The 20,466-nt window shown below is 70.9% G+C and carries 20 protein-coding genes; 14 read left to right on the top strand and 6 right to left on the bottom strand.

Annotation, left to right across the window (positions count from 1 at the left end):
* Window positions 1-59: 59 nt before the first annotated feature.
* The 4 genes from ACY34M_RS16700 to ACY34M_RS16685 are packed head-to-tail and all read left to right on the top strand — an operon-like array spanning window position 60 to window position 4,819.
* Entirely contained in the window at window positions 60-1,187 is a 1,128-nt protein-coding gene (locus ACY34M_RS16700; protein WP_462716977.1) for an alcohol dehydrogenase catalytic domain-containing protein, read from the top strand.
* Complete coding sequence (locus ACY34M_RS16695; RefSeq protein WP_462716978.1) at window positions 1,184-2,518, top strand: MFS transporter; 1,335 nt, start codon at window positions 1,184-1,186, stop codon at window positions 2,516-2,518. The genes ACY34M_RS16700 and ACY34M_RS16695 overlap by 4 nt, the downstream gene beginning before the upstream one ends.
* A gap of 52 nt (window positions 2,519-2,570) precedes the next feature.
* Complete coding sequence (locus tag ACY34M_RS16690; RefSeq protein ID WP_462716979.1) at window positions 2,571-4,319, top strand: dihydroxyacetone kinase family protein; 1,749 nt, start codon at window positions 2,571-2,573, stop codon at window positions 4,317-4,319.
* Entirely contained in the window at window positions 4,316-4,819 is a 504-nt protein-coding gene (locus tag ACY34M_RS16685) for a ribose-5-phosphate isomerase (RefSeq protein WP_462716980.1), read from the top strand. Before ACY34M_RS16690 ends, ACY34M_RS16685 begins: the two co-directional genes overlap by 4 nt.
* A gap of 40 nt (window positions 4,820-4,859) precedes the next feature.
* Here the strand turns inward: ACY34M_RS16685 and ACY34M_RS16680 are convergent, their stop codons facing one another.
* Together ACY34M_RS16680 and ACY34M_RS16675 are read right to left on the bottom strand one after the other, a co-directional pair.
* Window positions 4,860-5,816, bottom strand: a complete 957-nt coding sequence (locus tag ACY34M_RS16680; RefSeq protein ID WP_462717203.1) for a phosphotransferase family protein — start codon at window positions 5,814-5,816, stop codon at window positions 4,860-4,862.
* Window positions 5,817-5,882: 66 nt separating this feature from the next.
* The gene (locus tag ACY34M_RS16675; RefSeq protein WP_462716981.1) at window positions 5,883-6,758 is read right to left on the bottom strand and encodes a class I SAM-dependent methyltransferase; all 876 of its coding nucleotides are present in this window, start codon (window positions 6,756-6,758) and stop codon (window positions 5,883-5,885) included.
* A gap of 295 nt (window positions 6,759-7,053) precedes the next feature.
* Here ACY34M_RS16675 and ACY34M_RS16670 point away from each other — a divergent pair, with 295 nt between their 5' ends.
* The 3 genes from ACY34M_RS16670 to ACY34M_RS16660 are packed head-to-tail and all read left to right on the top strand — an operon-like array spanning window position 7,054 to window position 11,226.
* Entirely contained in the window at window positions 7,054-8,556 is a 1,503-nt protein-coding gene (locus tag ACY34M_RS16670) for a flavin-containing monooxygenase (protein WP_462716982.1), read from the top strand.
* Window positions 8,557-8,598: 42 nt separating this feature from the next.
* Window positions 8,599-9,567 (top strand): AurF N-oxygenase family protein, encoded by a 969-nt coding sequence (locus ACY34M_RS16665; protein WP_462716983.1) that lies wholly within the window; start codon window positions 8,599-8,601, stop codon window positions 9,565-9,567.
* Window positions 9,568-9,618: 51 nt separating this feature from the next.
* On the top strand, window positions 9,619-11,226 hold the full coding sequence (locus ACY34M_RS16660; protein WP_462716984.1) for an FAD-dependent oxidoreductase: 1,608 nt from the start codon (window positions 9,619-9,621) through the stop codon (window positions 11,224-11,226).
* 93 nt (window positions 11,227-11,319) lie between these two features.
* Here the strand turns inward: ACY34M_RS16660 and ACY34M_RS16655 are convergent, their stop codons facing one another.
* Window positions 11,320-12,009, bottom strand: a complete 690-nt coding sequence (locus tag ACY34M_RS16655; protein WP_462716985.1) for a TetR/AcrR family transcriptional regulator — start codon at window positions 12,007-12,009, stop codon at window positions 11,320-11,322.
* Window positions 12,010-12,088: 79 nt separating this feature from the next.
* Between ACY34M_RS16655 and ACY34M_RS16650 the strand changes: the two genes are divergently transcribed.
* Window positions 12,089-12,736, top strand: coding sequence for a YdcF family protein (locus ACY34M_RS16650; RefSeq protein WP_462716986.1), 648 nt, complete (start codon window positions 12,089-12,091; stop codon window positions 12,734-12,736).
* Here the strand turns inward: ACY34M_RS16650 and ACY34M_RS16645 are convergent.
* Window positions 12,676-12,978 carry a hypothetical protein gene (locus ACY34M_RS16645; protein WP_462716987.1) on the bottom strand — a complete coding sequence of 101 codons (303 nt, stop codon included), beginning with the start codon at window positions 12,976-12,978 and terminating at the stop codon, window positions 12,676-12,678. The genes ACY34M_RS16650 and ACY34M_RS16645 overlap by 61 nt on opposite strands.
* Before the next feature lie 166 nt (window positions 12,979-13,144).
* Here ACY34M_RS16645 and ACY34M_RS16640 point away from each other — a divergent pair, with 166 nt between their 5' ends.
* The 6 genes from ACY34M_RS16640 to ACY34M_RS16615 all read left to right on the top strand — a co-directional run bounded on the left by ACY34M_RS16640 (window position 13,145) and on the right by ACY34M_RS16615 (window position 17,057).
* Complete coding sequence (locus ACY34M_RS16640) at window positions 13,145-13,627, top strand: SsgA family sporulation/cell division regulator (protein ID WP_462716988.1); 483 nt, start codon at window positions 13,145-13,147, stop codon at window positions 13,625-13,627.
* Between the two features lie 145 nt (window positions 13,628-13,772).
* Window positions 13,773-14,957: an MFS transporter gene (locus ACY34M_RS16635; protein ID WP_462716989.1), complete on the top strand. Its 1,185-nt coding sequence runs from the start codon at window positions 13,773-13,775 to the stop codon at window positions 14,955-14,957.
* A gap of 149 nt (window positions 14,958-15,106) precedes the next feature.
* Window positions 15,107-15,889: a dienelactone hydrolase family protein gene (locus ACY34M_RS16630; RefSeq protein WP_462716990.1), complete on the top strand. Its 783-nt coding sequence runs from the start codon at window positions 15,107-15,109 to the stop codon at window positions 15,887-15,889.
* 91 nt (window positions 15,890-15,980) lie between these two features.
* Window positions 15,981-16,313, top strand: a complete 333-nt coding sequence (locus tag ACY34M_RS16625) for a hypothetical protein (RefSeq protein WP_462716991.1) — start codon at window positions 15,981-15,983, stop codon at window positions 16,311-16,313.
* Between the two features lie 47 nt (window positions 16,314-16,360).
* Window positions 16,361-16,810, top strand: a complete 450-nt coding sequence (locus ACY34M_RS16620) for a pyrophosphohydrolase domain-containing protein (protein WP_462716992.1) — start codon at window positions 16,361-16,363, stop codon at window positions 16,808-16,810.
* Between the two features lie 25 nt (window positions 16,811-16,835).
* Window positions 16,836-17,057, top strand: a complete 222-nt coding sequence (locus ACY34M_RS16615; RefSeq protein WP_462717204.1) for a hypothetical protein — start codon at window positions 16,836-16,838, stop codon at window positions 17,055-17,057.
* Between the two features lie 45 nt (window positions 17,058-17,102).
* Here the strand turns inward: ACY34M_RS16615 and thpR are convergent, their stop codons facing one another.
* Together thpR and rph are read right to left on the bottom strand one after the other, a co-directional pair.
* Entirely contained in the window at window positions 17,103-17,690 is a 588-nt protein-coding gene (gene thpR, locus ACY34M_RS16610) for an RNA 2',3'-cyclic phosphodiesterase (protein WP_462716993.1), read from the bottom strand.
* A 58-nt stretch (window positions 17,691-17,748) separates the two neighbouring features.
* A complete protein-coding gene (gene rph, locus ACY34M_RS16605; protein ID WP_462716994.1) occupies window positions 17,749-20,418 on the bottom strand; it encodes a rifamycin-inactivating phosphotransferase in 2,670 nt (889 codons plus the stop codon).
* Window positions 20,419-20,466: the final 48 nt, after the last annotated feature.

Raw genomic sequence — 20,466 nt, 5'->3', positions numbered from 1 at the left:
CCCCCCGCATGTCATCCGCATGTCATCCGCGCAAGAGCCGACTGCCAATGGAGGTAGTAGTGATCAGTGTGCCGAAGCGAATGCAGGCCGTTGTCGTCCACGGGCCCGAGGACTATCGCCTCGAGGAAGTCGACGTCCCCACGCCGGGCCCCGGGGAACTGCTGCTGCGGACCGAGGCGGTCGGCGTGTGCGCGAGCGACCTCAAGTGCTACCACGGAGCGCCCAAGTTCTGGGGCGACGAGAACCGTCCGGCCTGGGCGCAGCGAGGCATCATCCCCGGCCACGAGTTCGTCGGCGTGGTCGTCGCGGGCGACGACGCCGCGCTCGCGGCCCAGCAGGTGAGCGTCGGTGACCGCATCGCCTGCGAGCAGATCGTGCCCTGCGAGGAGTGCCGCTACTGTCGGCGCGGTCAGTACTGGATGTGCGGCCCGCACGACATGTTCGGCTTCCGCAACCACCACGGCGCCATGGCGCAGTACATGGTGGTCCCGCCGAAGGCCCGCGCCCACAAGGTCTCGCACGACCTGAAGCCGCACCACGCCGCGTACGCCGAGCCGCTGTCCTGCGCGCTGCACGCGGTGGAGCGCGCCGACATCCACTTCGAGGACGTCGTGGTGGTCGCCGGCTGCGGCCCGATCGGCCTCGGCCTCATCGCGGGCGCCCGGCAGAAGAACCCGCTCAAGATCATCGCGCTGGACCTGGACGACGACAAGCTCGAACTGGGCCGCCGCACCGGCGCCGACGTGGTGCTCAACCCCGCCAAGGAAGACGTCGTCGCCCGCGTCAAGGAGATGACCGACGGCTACGGCGCCGACGTCTACCTGGAGGGCACCGGTGCGACGCCCGCCGTCGCGCAGGGTCTCAACCTGCTGCGCAAGCTGGGCACGTACGTCGAGTACTCGGTCTTCGGCTCGGACGTCACGGTGGACTGGTCGATCATCTCCGACGACAAGGAGCTCGACGTCCGCGGCGCCCACCTGGGCCCGCACTGCTGGCCCGCGGCGATCCGCCTCCTGGAGGACGGCAAGATCCCGGTCGACGACATCTGCACCCACCAGTTCGGCCTGCGCGACTTCCAGAAGGCCCTCGACCTGGTCGCCGACACCTCGGGCGCCTCGGTGAAGGTGTCCATCCTGCCCAACGCCGAGGCCGACGCCGCCTCCGACACTGCCGCGGTGGTCGCGTGACGACCGCCGCCGCCGGGGCCGCGAAGGCCCCCGAGACACGTCTTGACCGCATGGGCATACCCCACGCGCTGCGCTGGGGATTCGTCGCCGTACTGGTCTTCATGACCGGCAACGGCACCGAGTCCAACTTCATCGCCCCGCACATCGAGCACGTCCTCGGCAGCAGCACCGCCACCGCCAGCACCATCATCTCCATGTACGGCGTGTCCGTGCTGGTCGGCAGCTATCTGTCCGGCGCCCTCACCGACCTGTGGGGCCCACGCCGTGTCATGCTGCTCGGCACCGTCGTATGGGTCGTGTTCGAGCTGCTGTTCCTGGCGGGCCTCGCCGCGGGCAGCATGCCCATGGTCTTCCTGACGTACTTCCTGCGCGGCTTCGGCTATCCGCTGTTCGCCTTCGCCTTCCTGGTGTGGGTGAACCTCGTGTCGCCGAAGGAGCGCAACGGCGCGGCGGTCGGCTGGTTCTACGTCATGTTCACCGGCGGACTGCCCACGCTGGGCTCGCTGTTCGCGCTCGGCATGATCCCGGCGTTCGGCGGCTCGACCGGCGGCGAGACCGGCGCCATGGCGGCCTCCACCGCCCTGGTGATCATCGGTTTCCTGATCGCCCGGTTCGCCGTCAAGGAGCCGCACGGCTCGCAGCGCGTCGCCCCGGCCGACAAGTCCTCCTTCGAGGTCATCTCCGCCGGAGTGCGCCTGACGGCCCGCCAGCCGAAGGTCCTGATGGGCTTCCTGGTGCGACTCATCAACACCGCACCCCAGTACGGCATGTTCATCATCCTGCCGGGTGTGATCGCGGACGACCGGGGCTGGGGACAGAGCCGCTGGCTCACCATGACCGTCCTCGTCTACGCGACGAACATCCTCGTCAACGCCCTGTTCGGCGCCATCGGCGACCGCTGGGGCTGGCGCCGCACCGTGCAGTGGTTCGGTGTGTTCGGCTCCTCCGTCGGCCTGCTCGCCTGGTGGTACGTGCCACAGCTGGTCCCCGCCGGCTCCACCTGGGGATTCTGGGTGTCCGTCGTCGCGGGCTGTGTGTTCGGCTGCCTGCTCGCCGGATTCGTGCCGATGGGCGCGATCATGCCGGCGCTCGTGCCCGCGGAGTTCAAGGGCGCGGCCATGGCCATGTACACCACGGCGGCCGGTGGCGCTTCGTTCCTCGGCTCCGCGGTGGTCGCCGCGGTGCTCTCGGTCGGCCTCGGCAACGCCGGAGTGGTGTGGGCGTTCGTCATCCTCTACGGCGCGGCCTTCGTGATGGTCTCGTTCCTCAACGTCCGCCAGACCGAGGAGAGTTCGCAGGAGGAGCAGGCCGGGACCGTCATGGCCCGCTGACCCCGACCGGGTACGGACGGGACGCACCACCGTTGTTTTGGGAGGCACCCTCGTGACCAGAATCTTCGACGACCCGGCGAACTTCGCCGAGGACCAACTGGCCGGCTTTCTCGACCTGTACGCGGACCGGTTGCGCGGTGTGCCCGGCGGCGTCGTGGCACACCGCGGCGAGCAGCCGCAGGTGGCGGTCGTCATCGGCGGCGGCTCCGGCCACTACCCGGCGTTCTGCGGAACGGTCGGACCGGGCATGGCCCACGGCGCCGTGGTCGGCAACATCTTCACCTCGCCGTCGGCGACCCAGGTCTACTCGGTCGCCAAGGCCGCCGACCAGGGCAGAGGAGTCGTCCTCAGCTTCGGCAACTACGCAGGGGACGTGCTCAACTTCCGGATCGCCGCGGACCGGCTGTGCGCCGAGGGCATCGACACCCGGATCGTGATCGTCACCGACGACGTGGCATCCGCCGATGAGGAGGACAAGCGGCGCGGCATCGCCGGCGACTTCACGGTCTTCAAGGTCATGGGCGCCGCGGCGGCCGAGGGCCTCGACCTCGACGAGGTGGAGCGCCTCGGCCGGGCCGCCAACGCGGCGACGCGCAGCCTGGGCGTGGCGTTCTCCGGCTGCACCCTGCCGGGCGCTGGGGCGCCGCTGTTCCAGGTGCCGGAAGGACACCTGGGCCTCGGCCTCGGCATCCACGGCGAGCCCGGCATCGAGGACGTACCGGACCTGAAGGCCGACGAACTGGCGGCTCTGCTGGTGGAGCGCATCCTCCAGCACGCCCCGGTGGGCTCGGGCCGACGGGTGGGCGCGATCCTGAACGGCCTCGGAGCCACCAAGTACGAGGAGCTCTTCCTGCTCTGGGGCCGGGTCTCCGCCCGGCTGCGGGACCGCGGGGTCGAGATCGTGGATCCCGAGGTCGGGGAGCTGGTCACCAGCCTCGACATGGGTGGCTGCTCGCTCACCCTGATGTGGCTCGACGAGGATCTTGAGCCGCGCTGGCGCGCCGACGCCTACACCCCGGCGTACCGCAAGGCGCGCGCACCGCTGTCCGACCTGCACGCTGCGAACGGGAGCGGCGGCACGGCCTCGGTCACCGAGATCCCTCAGGCTTCACCGGCGGCGAAGGAGTTCGCCGACCGGGTCCGCGCGGCCCTCGCGACCGTGCACGCGACGATGGTGGACAACGAGGAGGAACTGGGCCGCATCGACGCGGTCGCCGGCGACGGGGACCACGGCCGCGGCATGGTCCGCGGCGCCCGGTTCGCCGCCGAACGCGCCGAGCAGGCGAGCCGCGAGGCCGGCGGCGGCTGGCTGCTGCGGCAGGCGGGCCAGTCCTGGGCCGAGTACGCGGGTGGCACCTCGGGTGTCCTCTGGGGCGCCGCGCTGGAGGCATTCGGACGCGCGCTCAGCGACACGGCGGAGGCCTACACAGCGGCCGACGTGACGACCGGAGTACGGGCGTTCGCCGACGCGATCGGCGACCTCGGCCGGGCGGCGCCGGGCGACAAGACGATGCTGGACGCCCTCCTCCCGTTCGCCGACACCCTGCAACGGGAGACGGACTCCGGCGCCGACCCCGCCGAGGCCTGGCGCTCGGCGGCCGAGGCGGCGACCCGGGCCGCCGAGGCCACGAAGGACCTGCGTCCCAAGGTGGGACGGGCACGGCCCCTCGCGGACCGCAGCCTCGGCACCCCGGACGCGGGCGCGACCTCACTGGCCCTGATCGTGACGGCGCTGGCCAAGCCGCCGCACGCACAGGGGCAGGTGCACGAACAGAACCGACAGGGAGTGACAACGGCATGACGGACCGGCTGCGTCTGGTCGTCGGCTGCGACGACGCCGGCTTCGAGTACAAGGAACGCATCAAGGCCGATTTCCAGGCCGACGGACGCGTCGCCGAGGTACTCGATGTCGGGGTGGAGGCCGACGGCACGACCGCCTACCCGCACATCGGGGTCGCCGCCGCCCGCCTGGTCGCGGAGAACAGGGCCGACCGTGCCCTGCTCATCTGCGGCACGGGCCTCGGCGTGGCGATCTCCGCGAACAAGGTGCCCGGCATCCGCGCGGTGACCGCACACGACGCGTACTCAGTGGAACGCTCGGTGAAGAGCAACAACGCGCAGGTGCTGTGCATGGGCCAGCGCGTGGTGGGCCTGGAACTGGCCCGCAAGCTCGCCACCGACTGGCTTGACCACCGCTTCGACCCGGAGAGCTCTTCGGCGGAGAAGGTGGAGGCACTGAGCCGCTACGAAACCGATCCGGGCGAGCCCGCGCCGGAGGAGTTGAGATTCACTGAGTGCTGAACGAGGTGACGGTGGGTCCGGTCGTCGACCGGGCCCACCGTCATCGTGCGTGCGAGGACATCAGCCCGGTGACATAGACGTCCAGCCGCTCCTCCACCACCTGCCCGGTCAGCTCGGCCCGCCCCGCCTCCCGCCACGGCCGCGCCACCACGTGCACCTCTTCGGAGAACGCCAGCGCGTCCCGCACCCGCCAGAACAGCCGCTCGGCCGGGTCCGCGGCGAGCACCCCACCGGCCGCCTCGTACGCCGCCGCGAACCGGGCGCCCCACTCAGGGCCGTGGAGCAGCGCGAGGTTGGTGCAGCAGTGCGCCACATCGAGGTCCGCCGGGCCCCAGGAGGCCCCGGCCCAGTCGACGACGCCGGTGACCCCGGGCTCTGTGCCAAAGGGCTCCGTGTCGAAGGATTCTGTGTCGAACAGGACGTTGCCCGGCTGGAAGTCCCGGTGCAGGAAGCGCCCTTCGTAGAGCGGCGCGGGTTCCCGGAGCATGTCGATCGCCGCCGCCCAGGCGCCCGCGTCGGCTCCCTTGGGCACCACGACGGTGTCGGCGGTGGTCAACGCCTCGTACTTCGGGGGCTGTTCGGTGGGGCGCACGGCGTGGATCGCCACGAGTTGGCGGGCGAGCGGACCGACACGCGTCCCGACCCCCGCGTCGTCCAGGACGGCCCGCCCCGGCAGATGCGTCATCAGCAGCGACGGGAACTCGCAGTGCGCCGCCGTCGGGTCGACCCCGACCAGCTCCGGAGCCGGTACGTCGGGGTTCCCCGCCAGTTGGGTCAGCGCTCCGGCCTCCCTGTGCAGGGCGTCCTCGGCACGCTCCACGAAGTACGGGTCGACGAAGCTCCGCAGCACCAGCTCCCGCACACCTCCGTCGTGCGCGGCGACCGTCAGTCTTCGCACCTCGGCGGTGACACCACCGTGCAGTGCCTCGGCCCGGACGATCCGCTCGCCCGTACGCAGGAACCGATCCACCCACGCCAGCGTCGACGGTCGGACCATCGCACCCTCTTCGTGATTCTTCACCGCGCCACAGGATCACCCGGACGTCGGCGCGGGCAACCGCATTTAGGCGGTCACCGCCACCGCCACGCGCCCCGAACGCAGCGACGCCCGGCCTTGTGCCGGGCTGCCGATGTCCTGCGCGAGGGCGAGGAGGCTGTCGTCCGAGGTCACCCGCAGGCCGTGTGCCGCCAGCAGCGCGGCCATCCGCTCCGGCTTCCACAGGGAGCGCCACGGCTCGCCCGACGTGACGGAACTGCCGAGCAGGCGCGTCAGCAGCCGTCCGGCGGAAGCCTTCGCCGACGGCGCCTGGTAGTTCAGGACCAGGGCGCTTCCGGGTGCCGTCCGGGCGGCGAGCGCGGCCACAGTGGTGCCCACCTCCTCGCGCGTGAGATAGGGGACGACGCCCTCCCACAGCCACGTCGTCGGCGCGGACGGGTCGTGCCCGGCGGCGTCCAGCACGGCGCCGAGGTCGTCGACGGAGAGATCGGCCGGCGTGAAGCGCACGGAACGGGCCGTGGCCTGCGGTTCCACGGACTCGGCGAGGCGGGCGCGCTTGTCCTCTTGTGAGGCCGGATGGTCGACCTCCCACACGTCCGTGTCCGCGAGCTGCGGCAGGCGCCACGCGCGCGTGTCCAGACCGGCTCCGAGGATCACGAGCTGACGCGTCGCGTGGGCGCGCAGGGCGTCGTCGATGGCGACCGTTCGCGGCACGGCCACCTCGGCGCACGCCCGCACGCTTTCGTATGCGGTCCGAGCCTGCCAGCCCTTGGGCGGAGCGTCCGCGCGGACCTCGTCCACGGGCGTACGCTCCGCGGCGCGCAGCAGCCGGACCGCCACCGGATCCGTGAACCGGCCCGCGCCGATCCTGCCGTCCGCGGCCGCCCGGCCCTGGCACACCAGCACCGCCGTACGGCTCGCCGCACGCCCACTCTCGTTCATAAGGCCGTATTCAACCAAGACTGCTGGTGAGGGGTGGAGTGGACCGTCGGTCGGCTGTCCGGGCGGCCTCAACTTCGCTGTGTACCGCGGATGTTCACCCGGAATCGATGCACTCAAATGTGATCCAGATCACGTTACCGGCGGTATCTGAAACAGTGTGTCGCAGGTAAATTGCGGGTACCGCGCAGATGTGAACCACGTGTCTGAGTAACCGCCAGTGCCCCGTGAGGCGTTGGCCCCTCCGTCCCTGTCTTTCTCTGTCAGGGGCACACGAGCGAGAGCGAGGCCCTCCGCGATGGAGCAGCAGCACGTCGACGTCCTGGTCATCGGTGCCGGAATATCCGGCATCAGCGCCGCGCGCCATGTCCTGCGCGACAACCCCGGCGCCTCGCTCGTCGTACTCGAGCGTCGCGCCCGCGTGGGCGGCACCTGGGACCTCTTCCGATACCCCGGCATCCGGTCCGATTCCGACATGCCCACCTTCGGCTTCGGTTTCCGGCCCTGGCGCGACGCGCGCATCCTCGCAGGCGGCGCGGAGATCCGCCAGTACGTGGAGGACGCCGCGGCCGACGGCGGCATCCTGGAGCGCACCCGCTTCGGCCGCCGCGCGCTCAGCGCCGACTTCTCGCACGACACCGGGCGCTGGACCGTGGAGGTCGAGGACGAGGGCACCGGCGAGCGCGAGTCGTACAGCGCGGGCTATCTCGTCGGCGCGACCGGCTACTACGACTACGACAATCCGTACCGCCCCGAGTTCCCGGGCGAGTCGGAGTACCAGGGCACGCTCGTCCACCCGCAGCACTGGCCGGAGGACCTCGACCACACCGGCAAGCGCGTGGTCGTCATCGGGTCCGGCGCCACCGCCATCACCCTGCTGCCCTCGATGGCCGACAAGGCCGCGAGCGTCACGATGCTGCAGCGCTCGCCCACGTACGTCCTCGCCCTGCCCGAGGTCGACCCGCTGACCGCGGTGATGAAGAAGCTGCGTGCCCCCGCCCGGCTGACGTACAAGGTCGTCCGTGGCCGCAACGTCGCTCTGCAGCGCGGGAGTTACGCCTTCTGCCGCAAGTACCCGCGCCTCGCGCGCAAGGTGCTCCTCGGCCTCGTACGGGCCCAGGCCGGCAAGGGCGTCGACATGCGGCACTTCAGCCCGAACTACAAGCCCTGGGACCAGCGGCTGTGCGTCGTGCCCGGCGGCGACCTGTTCAAGGTGCTCAAGAGCGGCAAGGCGCACATCGCCACCGACCACATCGACACGTTCACCGCCGACGGCATCCGGCTGAAGTCCGGCGAGGAGCTGAAGGCCGACATCGTCGTCACCGCGACGGGCCTGAGCGTCCAGCTCATGGGCGGTATGGACATGACCGTCGACGGCAGCCCGGTGGACATCACGAACCGCGTCCTCTACAAGGCGACCCTGCTCGAGGGCGTGCCCAACATGTCCCTCGTCATCGGCTACACCAACGCCTCCTGGACCCTGAAGGCGGACCTCGCGGCCGACTACACCTCCCGCCTGCTGGCGCACATGCGGCGAGGCGGCCACGACATCGCCACCCCGGTGGCGTCCGACGACGACCGCTCCGCGTTCTCCGTCATGGGCGAGGCGCTGACCTCCGGGTACATCGCGCGCGCCGACAAGGTCATGCCGCGCCAGGGCACCCGCGACCCGTGGCGGCTGTGGAACAACTACTACCGCGACCGCGCCCTGCTCCAGAACGCCCCCATCGACGACAGCCCGCTCCGCTTCGACAAGGCGGGCCGGACGGCCGACGCCGAGGAACCGACCCGCGCCGCCTGACACCGCTCGCTCCGCACCTACCAACGACAATCGAGGACGAAGATGACCCCGAACCTGTCCCGGAAGGACTACGACGAGCGCCTGCGGACCCTGTCCGAGGGCTCAGTCAACGTCAACTTCAACGCGTTCATCGACATCAAGTGGGACGACCCCGAGTTCGCCGTGGACACGAGCGACACCCGCTGGGTGCTCACCTCCGCGGACGCCCTGGGCGCCCACCCCTGGTACCAGAAGCAGCCGCTCGAGACGCAGATCCGGATCGGCATCTGGCGCTGGGCGGTCATCGCCAAGGTGGGCATGCAGTTCGAGAACCTGCTGATGCGCGGGGCGCTCGACTACATCTACCAACTGGGGAACCAGAACCAGGAGTTCAGGTACCTCACCCACGAGATCACCGAAGAGACCCACCACACCCAGATGTTCCAGGAGCTGGTCAACCGCACCGGCGTGGACACCCCTGGTGGCAAGCGCTGGTTCCGCCAGCTCAGCCGGGTCCTGCCGCTGTTCGGCTCGATCTACCCCGAGGCGTTCTTCACCGGCATCCTCGCCGGCGAGGAGCCCATCGACCACCTCCAGAAGGGTGCCCTGCGCAGCGGGGAGCCCGTGCATCCGCTGCCGCAGCGGATCATGCAGATCCACATCGCCGAGGAAGCCCGGCACATCTCCTTCGCGCACGAGTTCCTGCGGCTGCGCGTCCCGCGCTTCGGCAAGGCCCGCCGCGGCGCGCTGTCCCTGCTCTTCCCGCTGATCATGCGGATCCTGTGCGACGTCATCATGATCCCCGACAAGAAGTCCGCCGAGCTGGTCGGCATCCCGGACTGGGTGATCAAGGAAGTCTTCTGGAAGTCCGAGGCCGGACAGAAGATGCTCGTCGAGCTCTTCTCCGACGTGCGGATGCTCGCCCAGGACATCGGCCTCATGAACAAGGTGTCCCGCCCGCTGTGGAGGGCTCTGCGCATCGACGGCCGCCCGGCCCGCTTCCGCGGCGAGCCCTCGCCGCTCACCGACTGAGCCCCCTGCGCACCGCCCTTTCCTGAACGCCCGAACGGAGACCAGCCCGCCGTGCCGTACGTCGTCACCCGATCCTGCTGCGCCGACGCCTCCTGCGTGCTGGCCTGCCCGGTCAACTGCATCCACCCCGCACCCGGCGAGCCCGGCTTCGCGACCGCCGAGATGCTCTACGTCGATCCGCGCACCTGCGTGGACTGCGGAGCGTGTACGACGGCCTGTCCCGTTGACGCGCTGAAGCCGCACACCAAGCTCGGCGAGGGGGAGTTGCCGTTCCTCGAACTGAACGCCTCCTACTACAAGGAGAACCCGCACACCGACCGTGCGCCCATGTACGTCGTGCCGAAGCAACGCGCCCTCCCGGAGGGCGAGTTGTCCGTCGCGATCGTCGGCGCGGGCCCCGCCGGTCTCTTCGCCGCCGACGAGCTGCTGCGCCACCCCGAGGTCCGTGTCACGGTCTACGACCGGCTCCCCACCCCGTACGGACTCGCACGGGCCGGTGTCGCACCGGACCACCAGGACACCAAGCAGGTCACGGAGCTGTTCCGGACCATCGAGTCGCAGCCGGGCTTCAGCTACCGGCTCGGCGTCGAGGTCGGCACCGACCTCACCCACGCCGACCTGCTGCGCGAGCACCACGCGGTGCTCTACGCGGTCGGCGCCGCGACCGACAAGCGGCTCGGCGTCGAGGGCGAGGATCTGCCCGGCAGCGTCTCCGCGACGGACTTCGTCGCCTGGTACAACGGGCACCCCGACCGCGCCGAGGACGCACCCACCCTCGACACCGAACGAGCCGTCGTCATCGGCAACGGCAACGTGGCCCTCGACGTCGCCCGCATCCTCACCGCCGACCCCGACACCCTGGCCCGCACCGACATCTCCGACCGCGCGCTCGCCGCGCTGCGCGACAGCAAGGTCCGTGAGGTCGTCCTCCTCGGCCGCCGCGGCCCCGCCCAGGCCGCGTTCACCGTGCCCGAACTCCTCGCGCTCGCCGCCCTCAAGGACGTCGACGTGCGCGTCGAGGGCTGGCCCGAGGGCGTGGCCGCCGACACCAACGAGAAGACCCGGCTGCTGGCCGAGCTCGCCGCCCGCACACCGGTCGAGGGCCGCCGCCGCATCGTGCTGCGCTTCCTGACCAGCCCCGTGCGGATCACCGGCGAGGACCGCGTACGCGCCCTGGAGACCACCCCGACCACCCTGCACACCGACGAGGACGGCATCGTGCGGGCCCGGCCCACCGGCGCCACCGAGACCCTGGAGACCGGACTCGTCCTGCGCTCCGTCGGCTACCGCGCCCGCCCCGTCGCCGGCCTGCCCTTCGACGAGGACAGCGCGACCGTCCCGCACGAGGCGGGGCGCGTCGAGCCCGGTGTCTACGTCGCCGGCTGGGTCAAGCGGGGTCCGACCGGCTTCATCGGTACGAACAAGACCTGCGCGCACGAGACGGTCGAGTCACTCCTCGACGACTTCGCCGCCGGTCGCCTCACGCAGCCGGAGCCCGGCGCCCGCAAGGCGCCGCAGGCCCTCGACCTCGCGGCCTGGCAGGCGATCGACCACGCGGAACGGACGGAGGGCGAGGCTCAGGGCCGCCCCCGCGTCAAGCTCACGGACACCGAGTCCCTGAAGCGCGCGGCGCGCGGCACCCCGGCCGTGACCGCCTGAGCCGACGAAGACCGGAACAGAGCCCGCACAGGACGGAACAGGGGCCGCACCACGTGGTGCGGCCCCTGAACGTCGTACTCCGCAGCAGTCCCCTCAGGCCCCTTCCAGATCCGACACGCGCTGCTCAGGCGACAGCTCCACGCCGAAGTCCCGCAGCGCCGCGTCGAGCACCGCCCAGACCGAGCGGCACAGCATGGCGCGCAACTCCTCCTCGGACAGCTCGCGATCGGGATCACGCATCCACTGGTTGACCGCGGTGTCCACGAACCCCACGATGCCGACCGCCACCGAGCGGATCGGCGTCTCCTCCACCCCAAGCGCCCGCAGCACGTCCTTGAACCGCTCGCTCAGCATCAGCGCGATGGCCGTCTTGGTGTCCGCGACCAGCGAGCCGTCTCCCATCGCATGCTCGGCGACGCCCATGTAGGCGTACAGGCGCGGATGCTGCGCCACCCAGTCCAGGTGCGCGCCCACCACCCGGTGCACGGACTCCTCGACCGTCCCCTCGAAGCTGAGCGTGGGCTCCATCCGCTTCACGAACGACTCCACGACCCGCCGACGGATCAACTCGTCGAACGAGGCGCGGTCCTTGAAATGCCGATACAGCACGGACCTCGGCAGCCCCACACGCTCCGCCAGGCGCTGCATCCGGAAATGCGCGCCCTCCTCCTCGATGAGCGCGACCGCCGCATCCACCAACTCGACCTGACGCTGCGCCTTGTGCCCGTCCCAGCGGGTGGAGCGTCCATCAATCTGCGGCTCACCGCCGGTTCTCTCCGCCATTCCGTCAGGATATCGGCCCCATCCGAACACATACGCGCACCCGAGGTTCCGGATCGCCGCGGCGTCCTAGAGTCGCCGCATGCGACGGTGGACAGGTCTGGTGGCGGCAGGGGCGGCGGGTGTCCTGGTGTGGGGTGAGTGGCTGAACTGGCGCTGGTCCCGAACCCTGGTGGGGAGCGCCGAGGGTGCATCGGAGGCCGTGGTCGTCCTCGGGTACCGGAACCCGCAGCCGCGCGCGAACCTCGTCAACCGCTGGCGCGTCCGGGCCGCGCTCCGCTCCGTCGCCACCGGGGACGGGCGCGGTACTCGTGTGATCTTCAGTGGCGGCGCTGTCGGGGGCCGCGTCACGGAGGCCCGGGTGATGGCCGACTACGCGCGGTCGGTGCTCGCGTTCGAGGGGGCGGTGCTCCTTGAGGACCGGAGCGCGACGACTTGGGAGAACGTCGCGAACGTGATCCCGATGCTCGAGGACGTCGACCGCATCAAGATCGTCTCCCAGCCCGCGCACGCGCTCAAGGCCCGCGCGTACCTCCGCAAGCGGCGCCCGGATCTCGCCGAGCGCCTCGTACAGGCGGACGACTACCGTCCCGGCGAGTGGCTGGTCGGCAAACCGCTGCTGGCGCTGTACGGGCTGTGGACGCTCCGCGGAATCCGCCCCGGCCTTCGTCAATCGCGTTCGAAGTGCTCGCGCATCTCGTCGCGACAGTCGTTCTCGGTGCCGACGTGAACACGGGAGAAGCCCAGCAATCGGTGTTCCTCGCCCTGCTGTTCCTGTTCCTGCCTGGCCTTGGCCAGTTGCTTCTCGATGTCCGCGATCTGCGCGGCACATTCGGCGCTCACGCGATTCTCGGGCGGCGCGTCCGGGGCTGAGGAGGCGTTGAGCGCGGCGGTGGCGGCGAGGCCGGACGCGCACAGCACCACCCATACGCCAATCCACTTGCGGCGGTTCATCGGTGTCGGCTCTGGCACCCCGGCATCGTAGGGCGGCTGTGGCACCGGTGTACGAAGAGTCGAACAGATTGCGTGGGATTGATGTCCATTCCGGACTATGCCAACGGCACTTCTGACCTCGTGTCTAGGTTTGTTCGAGCGCCGTTCCGTTCCCTCTGAACGCGGCGCGCCAACGGGGAAGGGGATGGTCCAGGTGGGTCCCGGCAGGGAGAGCGCAAGGCAACTCAAGGCGATCCTACGGGGATTCGTCACCGTCGCGACCGGCGGCGACAGTGACAGTGGCAGAGGCACCAATACCGACGCCTCTGAGCCGTGCGACGTCGTACTCCGCTACGACGCGGACGACCCCCTGGTCGTCTCCTGGACGGTGGCACGGCCCGACCGCCCGACCGAACACCGGGAGATCTCGCGGGACTTGCTGTCGGACGGCCTCTGCGGCCCGGCAGGCATCGGTGACGCGACGGTACGCCCCGTCGTCGAGCCCGACGGCCCGCCCGGAGTGCTGATACGGGCCTGCGACGAACACCGCCGCGCGATCCGTGTCCGCGTCGGTCACCAGGCACTGCTGCTGTACCTGGCACGCAGCCACGCGCTGGTGCCGTTCGGCAGCGAAGTGGACCCCTCCCGGCTCGACAAGGCGATCGAGGGACTGCTCGCACCTCGGTGACGACGGCGGCCCGTGGCGCCCCGACCAGGCAAAGGCCCGAAAGCCCCGCTGGACGGGACGCGGCCCGGGGGCCTACAACGGACCGATGTCCTCCTGCCTCCCTCAGTCGTCCGCGGTGGCGGCAGCCCGAGGGCGTCGCCCCGGCATGTCCGCGCGCCGCGGCTTCCTGCTCCTGCTGGCCGCCACCCTCGGCACGTTCTCCAACTACGCGCCCCTCCTCTCGGTCGTGCCGCTCTGGTCGGCGGAGGGCGGCGCGTCCGGCGCCGGGGTCGGGGCCGCGACCGGCGTGACGATGGCCACCACGGTCGGCGCCCAGCTCACGATGGGCGCGCTGACGCGCAGGTTCGGACTGCGTATGTTGCTGGGGGTGGGCGCCCTCGTACTGGGACTGCCCACCTTCGCGTACGCCTTCTCCTCCCAGCTGGGGTGGGTGCTGGGCATCTCGGCCGTGCGCGGGGTGGGCTTCGGGCTCGTCTCGGTGGCGGGCAGCGCGCTGATCGTCGAACTGGTGCCCGCGGACCGGCGGGGCAGGGCGGCCGGCTGGTACGGGATGGCGGTCGGGCTGCCGCAGATGGTGTGCCTTCCTGCGGGGATCTGGTGTGCCGATCGGTTCGGCTTCACGGCCGTCTTCGTCGCCACCGGCATCCTGAGCGCGGCGGTCGCGCCTCTGGCCTGGCTCATCTCGGGCCGGGCCGACACACACCACGCCGGGGCCGAGTCCGAGGCGGTGACTCCGGCCGCCCCGGTGTCGAGCGCGGAAGTCCTGCGCCCGATGGCCGGACCGTGGACGATGATGATCGTCGCCGCGTGTGCGCTGGGCGGCGTGACCTCCTTCCTCCCGCTCGCCCTCGACGGGGGAGCGGCCGCGCCGACGGCACTCTTCGTGCTCAGCACCGCGGTGATCGTCGGACGCTGGGCGGCCGGCGTGTTCAGCGACCGGCGCGGAGCCGGACGACTGCTCGGGCCCTCGACCCTGGCCTGCGCGCTGGGCACCGGCGGATTCGCGCTGGCGGTCGCCGGTCCGGCGGGGGCGGCGCCCTGGGTCGCCGCCGCGGCGGCGCTCGTGTACGGGCTGGGATTCGGCGTCCTGCAGAACGACAGCCTCGTCGTGATGTTCCAGCGCGCGGGACCCGGCCGCCACGGCACGGCCAGCATGGTGTGGAACACCTCCTACGACGCCGGCACCGGCATCGGATCCGTGGCGGTCGGCGCGGTCTCGCACGTCCTGGACCTCGGCGGAACACTCGCCGCCACCGCGGTCCTCATCCTCGCCGTGCTGCCCCTGGGGCGGCGGCGCGGTCGCCAAAAACCGGTGGGCGGAGCGCAATGACCGCTGCTACTCTGCCGGAGGCCGTGCGACAGAACGAGGAGGTGGTACCCGTGAACGAATCGACATGGGTGCTCTCCTCCGGGGTCACGGTCGGGCGACAGGTCGTCGTCCGGGAGCGCCGTTCATGAGCCCTCCCGAAAGGCACGACCGTGCAATTCACTTCAGCCCCCTTCACGTCAGTCCACTTCACTTCTGAAGAGCGTCTCGACGACGGCGTCCTCGAGCGCGAGTTCACCCTCGGCGACATCCCCGGCACCCTGTGGACGCCGGAATCCGGTTCGGTGGACGTCCCGCTGATCCTCATGGCCCACAACAACGGCCTGCCGAAGGCGGACCCCCGCCTGGTGGCCAGGGCTCGCCGCACGGCGGCGCGCGGCTACGCGGTCGCCACCATCGACGCCCCCGAATGCGGCGACCGGCCCCGGTCCGCCGCCCTCGACCAGGCCCGCGCCGCGCTCCGGCAGGCGTTCCGCGACGGCGAGCCGGTCGACGAACTCCTGGAGTCCGTCGTCGGCCCGCTCGTCGACAACGCCGTACCGGAATGGCGAACCACGCTCGACGCCCTCCTCGCACTGCCCGGCATCGACGGCCCGGTCGGCTACTCGGGGTGGACGGCCCTCGGCATCCGCCTCGCGGTGGTCGAACCCCGCATCGCGGCCGCCGGCCTCTTCGCCGGAGGCTACGTGCCCCGCGCCCGACGCGAGGAGGCCCCACAGGTCACCATCCCGCTGCTGCTCCTGTTGCAGTGGGACGACGAGGGCAACCCCCGGCAGCGGGCCCTTGACCTGTACGACGCCTTCGGTAGCAGGGAGAAGACACTGCACGCCAACGCGGGCGGTCACCTCGACACCCCATGGTTCGAACTGGAGGACTGCGGCGACTTCTTCGCCCGGCACCTGACGTCGGGTGAGTCCAACAAGACGCACGCGTAGGGGACTTGCCCCCTGCGGGATCGCTCGTCCCGCTCGGTGCGTGGCATGCCCACGCACCGAGCGGGTACGGGAAGGCACAGGGGTGCCGTCCGTGACGGAGGCCGTGCTTGGCGACCCGTTCGCCGCGGGCCGCCAGGCGAACGAGGACATGTCCGCGGGGCTGATACCGAAGGGCTACCTCGGGTTCCGGCCCCAACCGGTATGCGTACGACCGGTGGTGGAGGTGTCCCGCATAGCGGTCGTCGTCGAACCGCTGCGTACGAGACACTGGTACGCGTCACTCGGAGCGGTCAATGGCCAACTGACCCTGTGGGACCCGTTCACGAGGTCCTCGCTGCGCCTGCCGGCAGCGATGGTCGCGATACGCCCCGCGGCCCCGAACGCCCTCTCCGGGCACCCGATCGGCACGCCCTGCGCCGACTGAACCAGAATCGTGTCTGCCTTCCGAACCGGAACGCTTAGGGTCGACACATGGACCACGAACCGATGCGCCGCGTCGCCGAGTTCCGCGAGACGTTCGATGGCTCGGCCGATGCGGAGTGCCCCGAACTGGCCGAACATCGCGCGACGTTGCTGACCGAAGAAGCGCAGGAGGCCGCCGAAGCGCTCACTGAACTCGCGACAGCCCTGCGGGTCGGCGATGACCCGCTCTCCGCTTACCAGGCGGTGGCCAAGGAGTTGGCCGACGTTCTGTACGTCACTTATGGCGCCGCAGACGCCCTCGGGATCGACCTCCCGGCCGTGTTCGACGCGGTACACCGATCCAACATGAGCAAGCTCGACGCCGACGGAAGGGTCCTGCGCCGGGCCGACGGCAAGGTACTCAAGGGCCCCGGATACCGGCCACCAACCCTCGACACCGTGGTCACGTGGCCGCCGACCAGTACGACGCCCTCGGTGACCACCCTCGGGACCACGTGACCCCGCCTCCTAAACTGACCCGGTGATGGACAACACCTGCACGCACTGCGGCACCGGCGGACTGCAAGACGGATTCATCGAGGACGCGGGGGAGCACTCGCGTGGCTACGCGCGGTGGATCGAAGGCGCGTTGGAGCGGGGGATATTCGGTGGTGCCAAGCGGTTCGGCCGGACTCGGCGGCGCATAGAGGCGCTGCGCTGCCCCAAGTGCGGACACCTCGAACTGTTCGCCGCCGACGAGGTGTAGGACGACGGACGAGGCCCGGTTCGACGGACGAGGCCCGGTCGACGGTTACTCGGGCCCACCCGCCAGCGGCCACGCCGCGATGTCCTGGTAGCGGCGCGGCGGTGGGGTGTTTCCGGGGGTGCTGCCGACCAGGTGGAGACGGAGCGAGCGCCAGCGCAGGCCGCTGAAGTCGGCCAGGACGGTGGCAGCCGCCGGGACGGACACGGTGTCGTGGCGGCGGGCGCGGGCCAGTGTCAGGTGCGGGCGCAGCGGGCGTTCGGGGAAGTCGACCCCGCAGGCCCTGACCTGCTTCCGGACCGTTTCGGCCAGCAGGTGCAGCCCCGCGAGGTCGCCCTCCACGCCGCTCCACAACACCCGTTCGTCGAAGTGCCCGCCTCCGTGCAAAGCCAGTTCGGGGGAGGGGTGGGCGGCCGCCAGGTCGGCGAGCGGTGACCGGAGCCGCAGCACGGTCTCCGGCGACTGCTCGCCGAGGAACGCCAGTGTGATGTGCCAGTCCTCGATGCGGTTCCAGCGCAGACGCTGTTGCGCGTCGTAGGCCGGGCGCAGCGCACGCTCCAGTTCCTCCTTCGCCTCGTCGGGCGGGGCGAGGGCGATGAACGCGCGCTGGGTGGTGGTGTCGGGCTGGTCTGTCACGTGTGCCTTTGTATCGCGATGGTTCGTCGAAGCTCTGTTGCTCGTCGGGTGGTGCCCCTCACTCCAGAATCTCCACGTAGCCGTCGGTCCCGTGCACCCGGATCCGCTGGCCGTCCCGGATCTGCCGCGTGGCCCCGTCGACGCCCACGACGGCCGGAAGACCGTACTCGCGGGCGATCACCGCGCCGTGCGTCATCAGGCCGCCGACCTCCGTGACCAGGCCCGCGATGCCGACGAACAGGGGCGACCAGCTGGGGTCCGTGTGGGCCGTGACGAGGATGTCACCCGCCTCCAGGTCGGCCCGTGCCATGTCGAGGATCACGCGGGCCCGCCCCTCCACCGTCCCGGCGGAGACCGGCAGGCCGACCAGGGCCCCGGACGGTACGTCCTCGCGACGGTACGTTCCGCTGACGGCCTCGCCGTCGGAGGTGAGCACGCGCGGCGGGGTGAGCGACTGGTACGTGCGGAAGGCGTCCTTGCGCTCCTGGACGAGTCGCCCGTCGACCCGGTGGGAGCGGGCCACGTCGTGGAGTTCCTGGAAGGTGAGGTGGTAGATGTCCTCCCGCTCGGCGAGCACACCCGCCTCGACCAGCCGCTCGGCCTCCGCCAGCAGAGCCCGCTTGTAGACGAAGTAGCGCCGGATGATCGCGTACTTGGGGTACTCCCGGTACCCGATGAAGGTGCGGACCCGGTCGATCATCCGCTTGGTCTCGTCGGCCTTGTCGTCCCCCTCGGGCAGGGCGCGCAGGCGTGTCAGGATGTCCTGCTCCTTCTCGCGCGCCTTCACCAAGCCCTCCTCGAACCGCCGGGTCGCGGCGCCCGGTTCGAAGTTGCGTACGTTGTCGAGGATCACCGGCACGAGCGTGGTGGGGCGTTCGCTCCAGCGCGGCCGGGTGATGTCGATCTCGCCGACGCAGCGCATGCCGTACAGGTCGAGGTAGCCCTCGATGGCCTCGCGTGCCTCGGGTCCGCCCGCGTGCTTCGTCAGTTCGTCCAGGAAGGTGTCGTCCGAGAGCCGTTCGGTGTCCTGGAGGAAGGCCACCACCTCCGGAAGCGGACGGATCACGTCCGCGACGTCCAGCAGCGCGAGGCCCATCTCCGACGTGACGTTGCCGGGGGCGGAGAGCGTGAGCGTGTCAGCGGCGTTCTTCTCGCCCAGCCACTCGTACAGCTTGTCGTTGAGCCACCACGTCGACTCCATCCCCGCCATGATCGCGCGCATGCTCAACGGATCACCGAGGGCCCGCTTGTGCTCCTCGAAGGCTTCGAGCAGGAAGTTGAACAGGGCCGGTCCGGTCTTCGACCCGATGGCGCGCTCCAGGGCGGCGACGGACTCCTGGCTGCGCTCGATCAGCCCGGCGACGACGGCCGGGTCGGTCTCCAGCGGGGCGGGCGGACCGCCGGCAGGGCGTGCGGCGGGCGCCGGGTCCGGGCGCGAGGGCACGAAGTCGCCGCGGTCGAGGACGGTTTCGAGGGCGTCCCTGATCAGCGGGTCGCCCCTGCCCACGAGGTCGAGAAGCGCGGCGCGGCCGGTGGGCGTGGCGAGACGCGCGGTGGCGTCGACGAACAGTCGACCGGCGGCCACGTGCATCGGAGCCATGGCCGTCAGCTGCCACACGGAGATGCCCAGCGGTCGCATGGCGTCGGTCATCATCTGTTGATGGCCGACGGAGAGGTAGACGTGATTCTCCCGGTCGTCGCGCTCGGGGACGGGGAACAGTGTCGTGATCGGCCGGCTCTGCACGATCTGGAACTCGCCGTCGCCGTCGCCGCCGCTGCCATCGCCGCCGCTGCCGTCGCCGCCGGTGGCGTCGTCGTCCGTCAGGCACCACTCGATGTCCTGCGGGCGCCCGAAGTGCGCCTCGATCCGCCGCCCCAGCTCGACCAGCCGCACGACTTGAGCGTCGGTCAGCGCGGGCTGCTCCTGCCGCCGCACGTCGACCTCCACCTCTTCCGTGCCGCCGGACGGGACGGCGTACAGGGCACGCCGCTTGGTGGCGATGGTCCGGTCGACGACCTCGCCGTCCCGCACCCGGAACACGTCCGGGTTCACCAGCCCGGAGACCAGCGCCTCGCCGAGGCCGAACCCGGCGTCGACGGTCGCGACCCCGCGATGGCCGGTGACCGGATCGGCCGTGAACAGCACGCCCGCCGCGACCGGGTCGACCATCCGCTGCACGACCACGGCCATGTCGACCGTACGGTCATCGATATCGGCGTGCCGGCGATAGGCCACGGCCCGTTCGGAGAACAGCGAGGCCCAGCACATGCTGATGTGCCGCAGGACCGACTCCGCCCCGACGACGTTCAAATACGTGTCCTGCTGGCCCGCGAAGGAGGCCGTCGGCAGGTCCTCCGCCGTCGCGCTGGAGCGGACGGCGCAGGGGGCCTGCGCACCGAGCCCGGTGGTGAGCGCGCCGGTGATCTCCGACGCGAGGTCGTCCGGAACGGGGATCTCCTCGATGGCCCGGCGGATCTCCGCACTCAGCGCACCGACCGCCTCCCGGTCGTCCGGGCCGATGTGCGCCAGCCGGTCGAGCCGGTCGCCGAGCGCGGGGGCCGCCGCCACGCCCCGCCGGAAGGCCGCCGTCGTCACGCAGAACCCGGCCGGCACCCGCACGCCCTCGATCCGCGACAGGGCGCCCAGGTGCGCGCCCTTGCCCCCGACGACCGGGACCTGCGACGCGTCGACGTCCTGCAGCCCCACCACGTACCGCTCACTGCTCACTGCGATGCCTCCCCGGCAGCCCTGCTCCGTTGAAATGCGGTGTCCGTT

Source organism: Streptomyces sp. EDA2-14 (assembly GCF_054963755.1).
This window is presented reverse-complemented; position numbering and strand designations above follow the sequence as displayed.

Excerpts from the sequence above, each read along its gene's own strand:
- ACY34M_RS16635 (WP_462716989.1), top strand. The coding sequence starts at position 13,773 with ATGTCCGCGCGCCGCGGCTTCCTGCTCCTGCTGGCCGCCACCCTCGGC.
- ACY34M_RS16680 (WP_462717203.1), bottom strand. The coding sequence starts at position 5,816 with ATGGTCCGACCGTCGACGCTGGCGTGGGTGGATCGGTTCCTGCGTACG.
- ACY34M_RS16670 (WP_462716982.1), top strand. The coding sequence starts at position 7,054 with ATGGAGCAGCAGCACGTCGACGTCCTGGTCATCGGTGCCGGAATATCC.
- ACY34M_RS16620 (WP_462716992.1), top strand. The coding sequence starts at position 16,361 with ATGGACCACGAACCGATGCGCCGCGTCGCCGAGTTCCGCGAGACGTTC.
- ACY34M_RS16685 (WP_462716980.1), top strand. The coding sequence starts at position 4,316 with ATGACGGACCGGCTGCGTCTGGTCGTCGGCTGCGACGACGCCGGCTTC.
- ACY34M_RS16615 (WP_462717204.1), top strand. The coding sequence starts at position 16,836 with ATGGACAACACCTGCACGCACTGCGGCACCGGCGGACTGCAAGACGGA.
- ACY34M_RS16650 (WP_462716986.1), top strand. The coding sequence starts at position 12,089 with ATGCGACGGTGGACAGGTCTGGTGGCGGCAGGGGCGGCGGGTGTCCTG.
- ACY34M_RS16675 (WP_462716981.1), bottom strand. The coding sequence starts at position 6,758 with ATGAACGAGAGTGGGCGTGCGGCGAGCCGTACGGCGGTGCTGGTGTGC.
- ACY34M_RS16655 (WP_462716985.1), bottom strand. The coding sequence starts at position 12,009 with ATGGCGGAGAGAACCGGCGGTGAGCCGCAGATTGATGGACGCTCCACC.
- ACY34M_RS16640 (WP_462716988.1), top strand. The coding sequence starts at position 13,145 with ATGGTCCAGGTGGGTCCCGGCAGGGAGAGCGCAAGGCAACTCAAGGCG.
- ACY34M_RS16665 (WP_462716983.1), top strand. The coding sequence starts at position 8,599 with ATGACCCCGAACCTGTCCCGGAAGGACTACGACGAGCGCCTGCGGACC.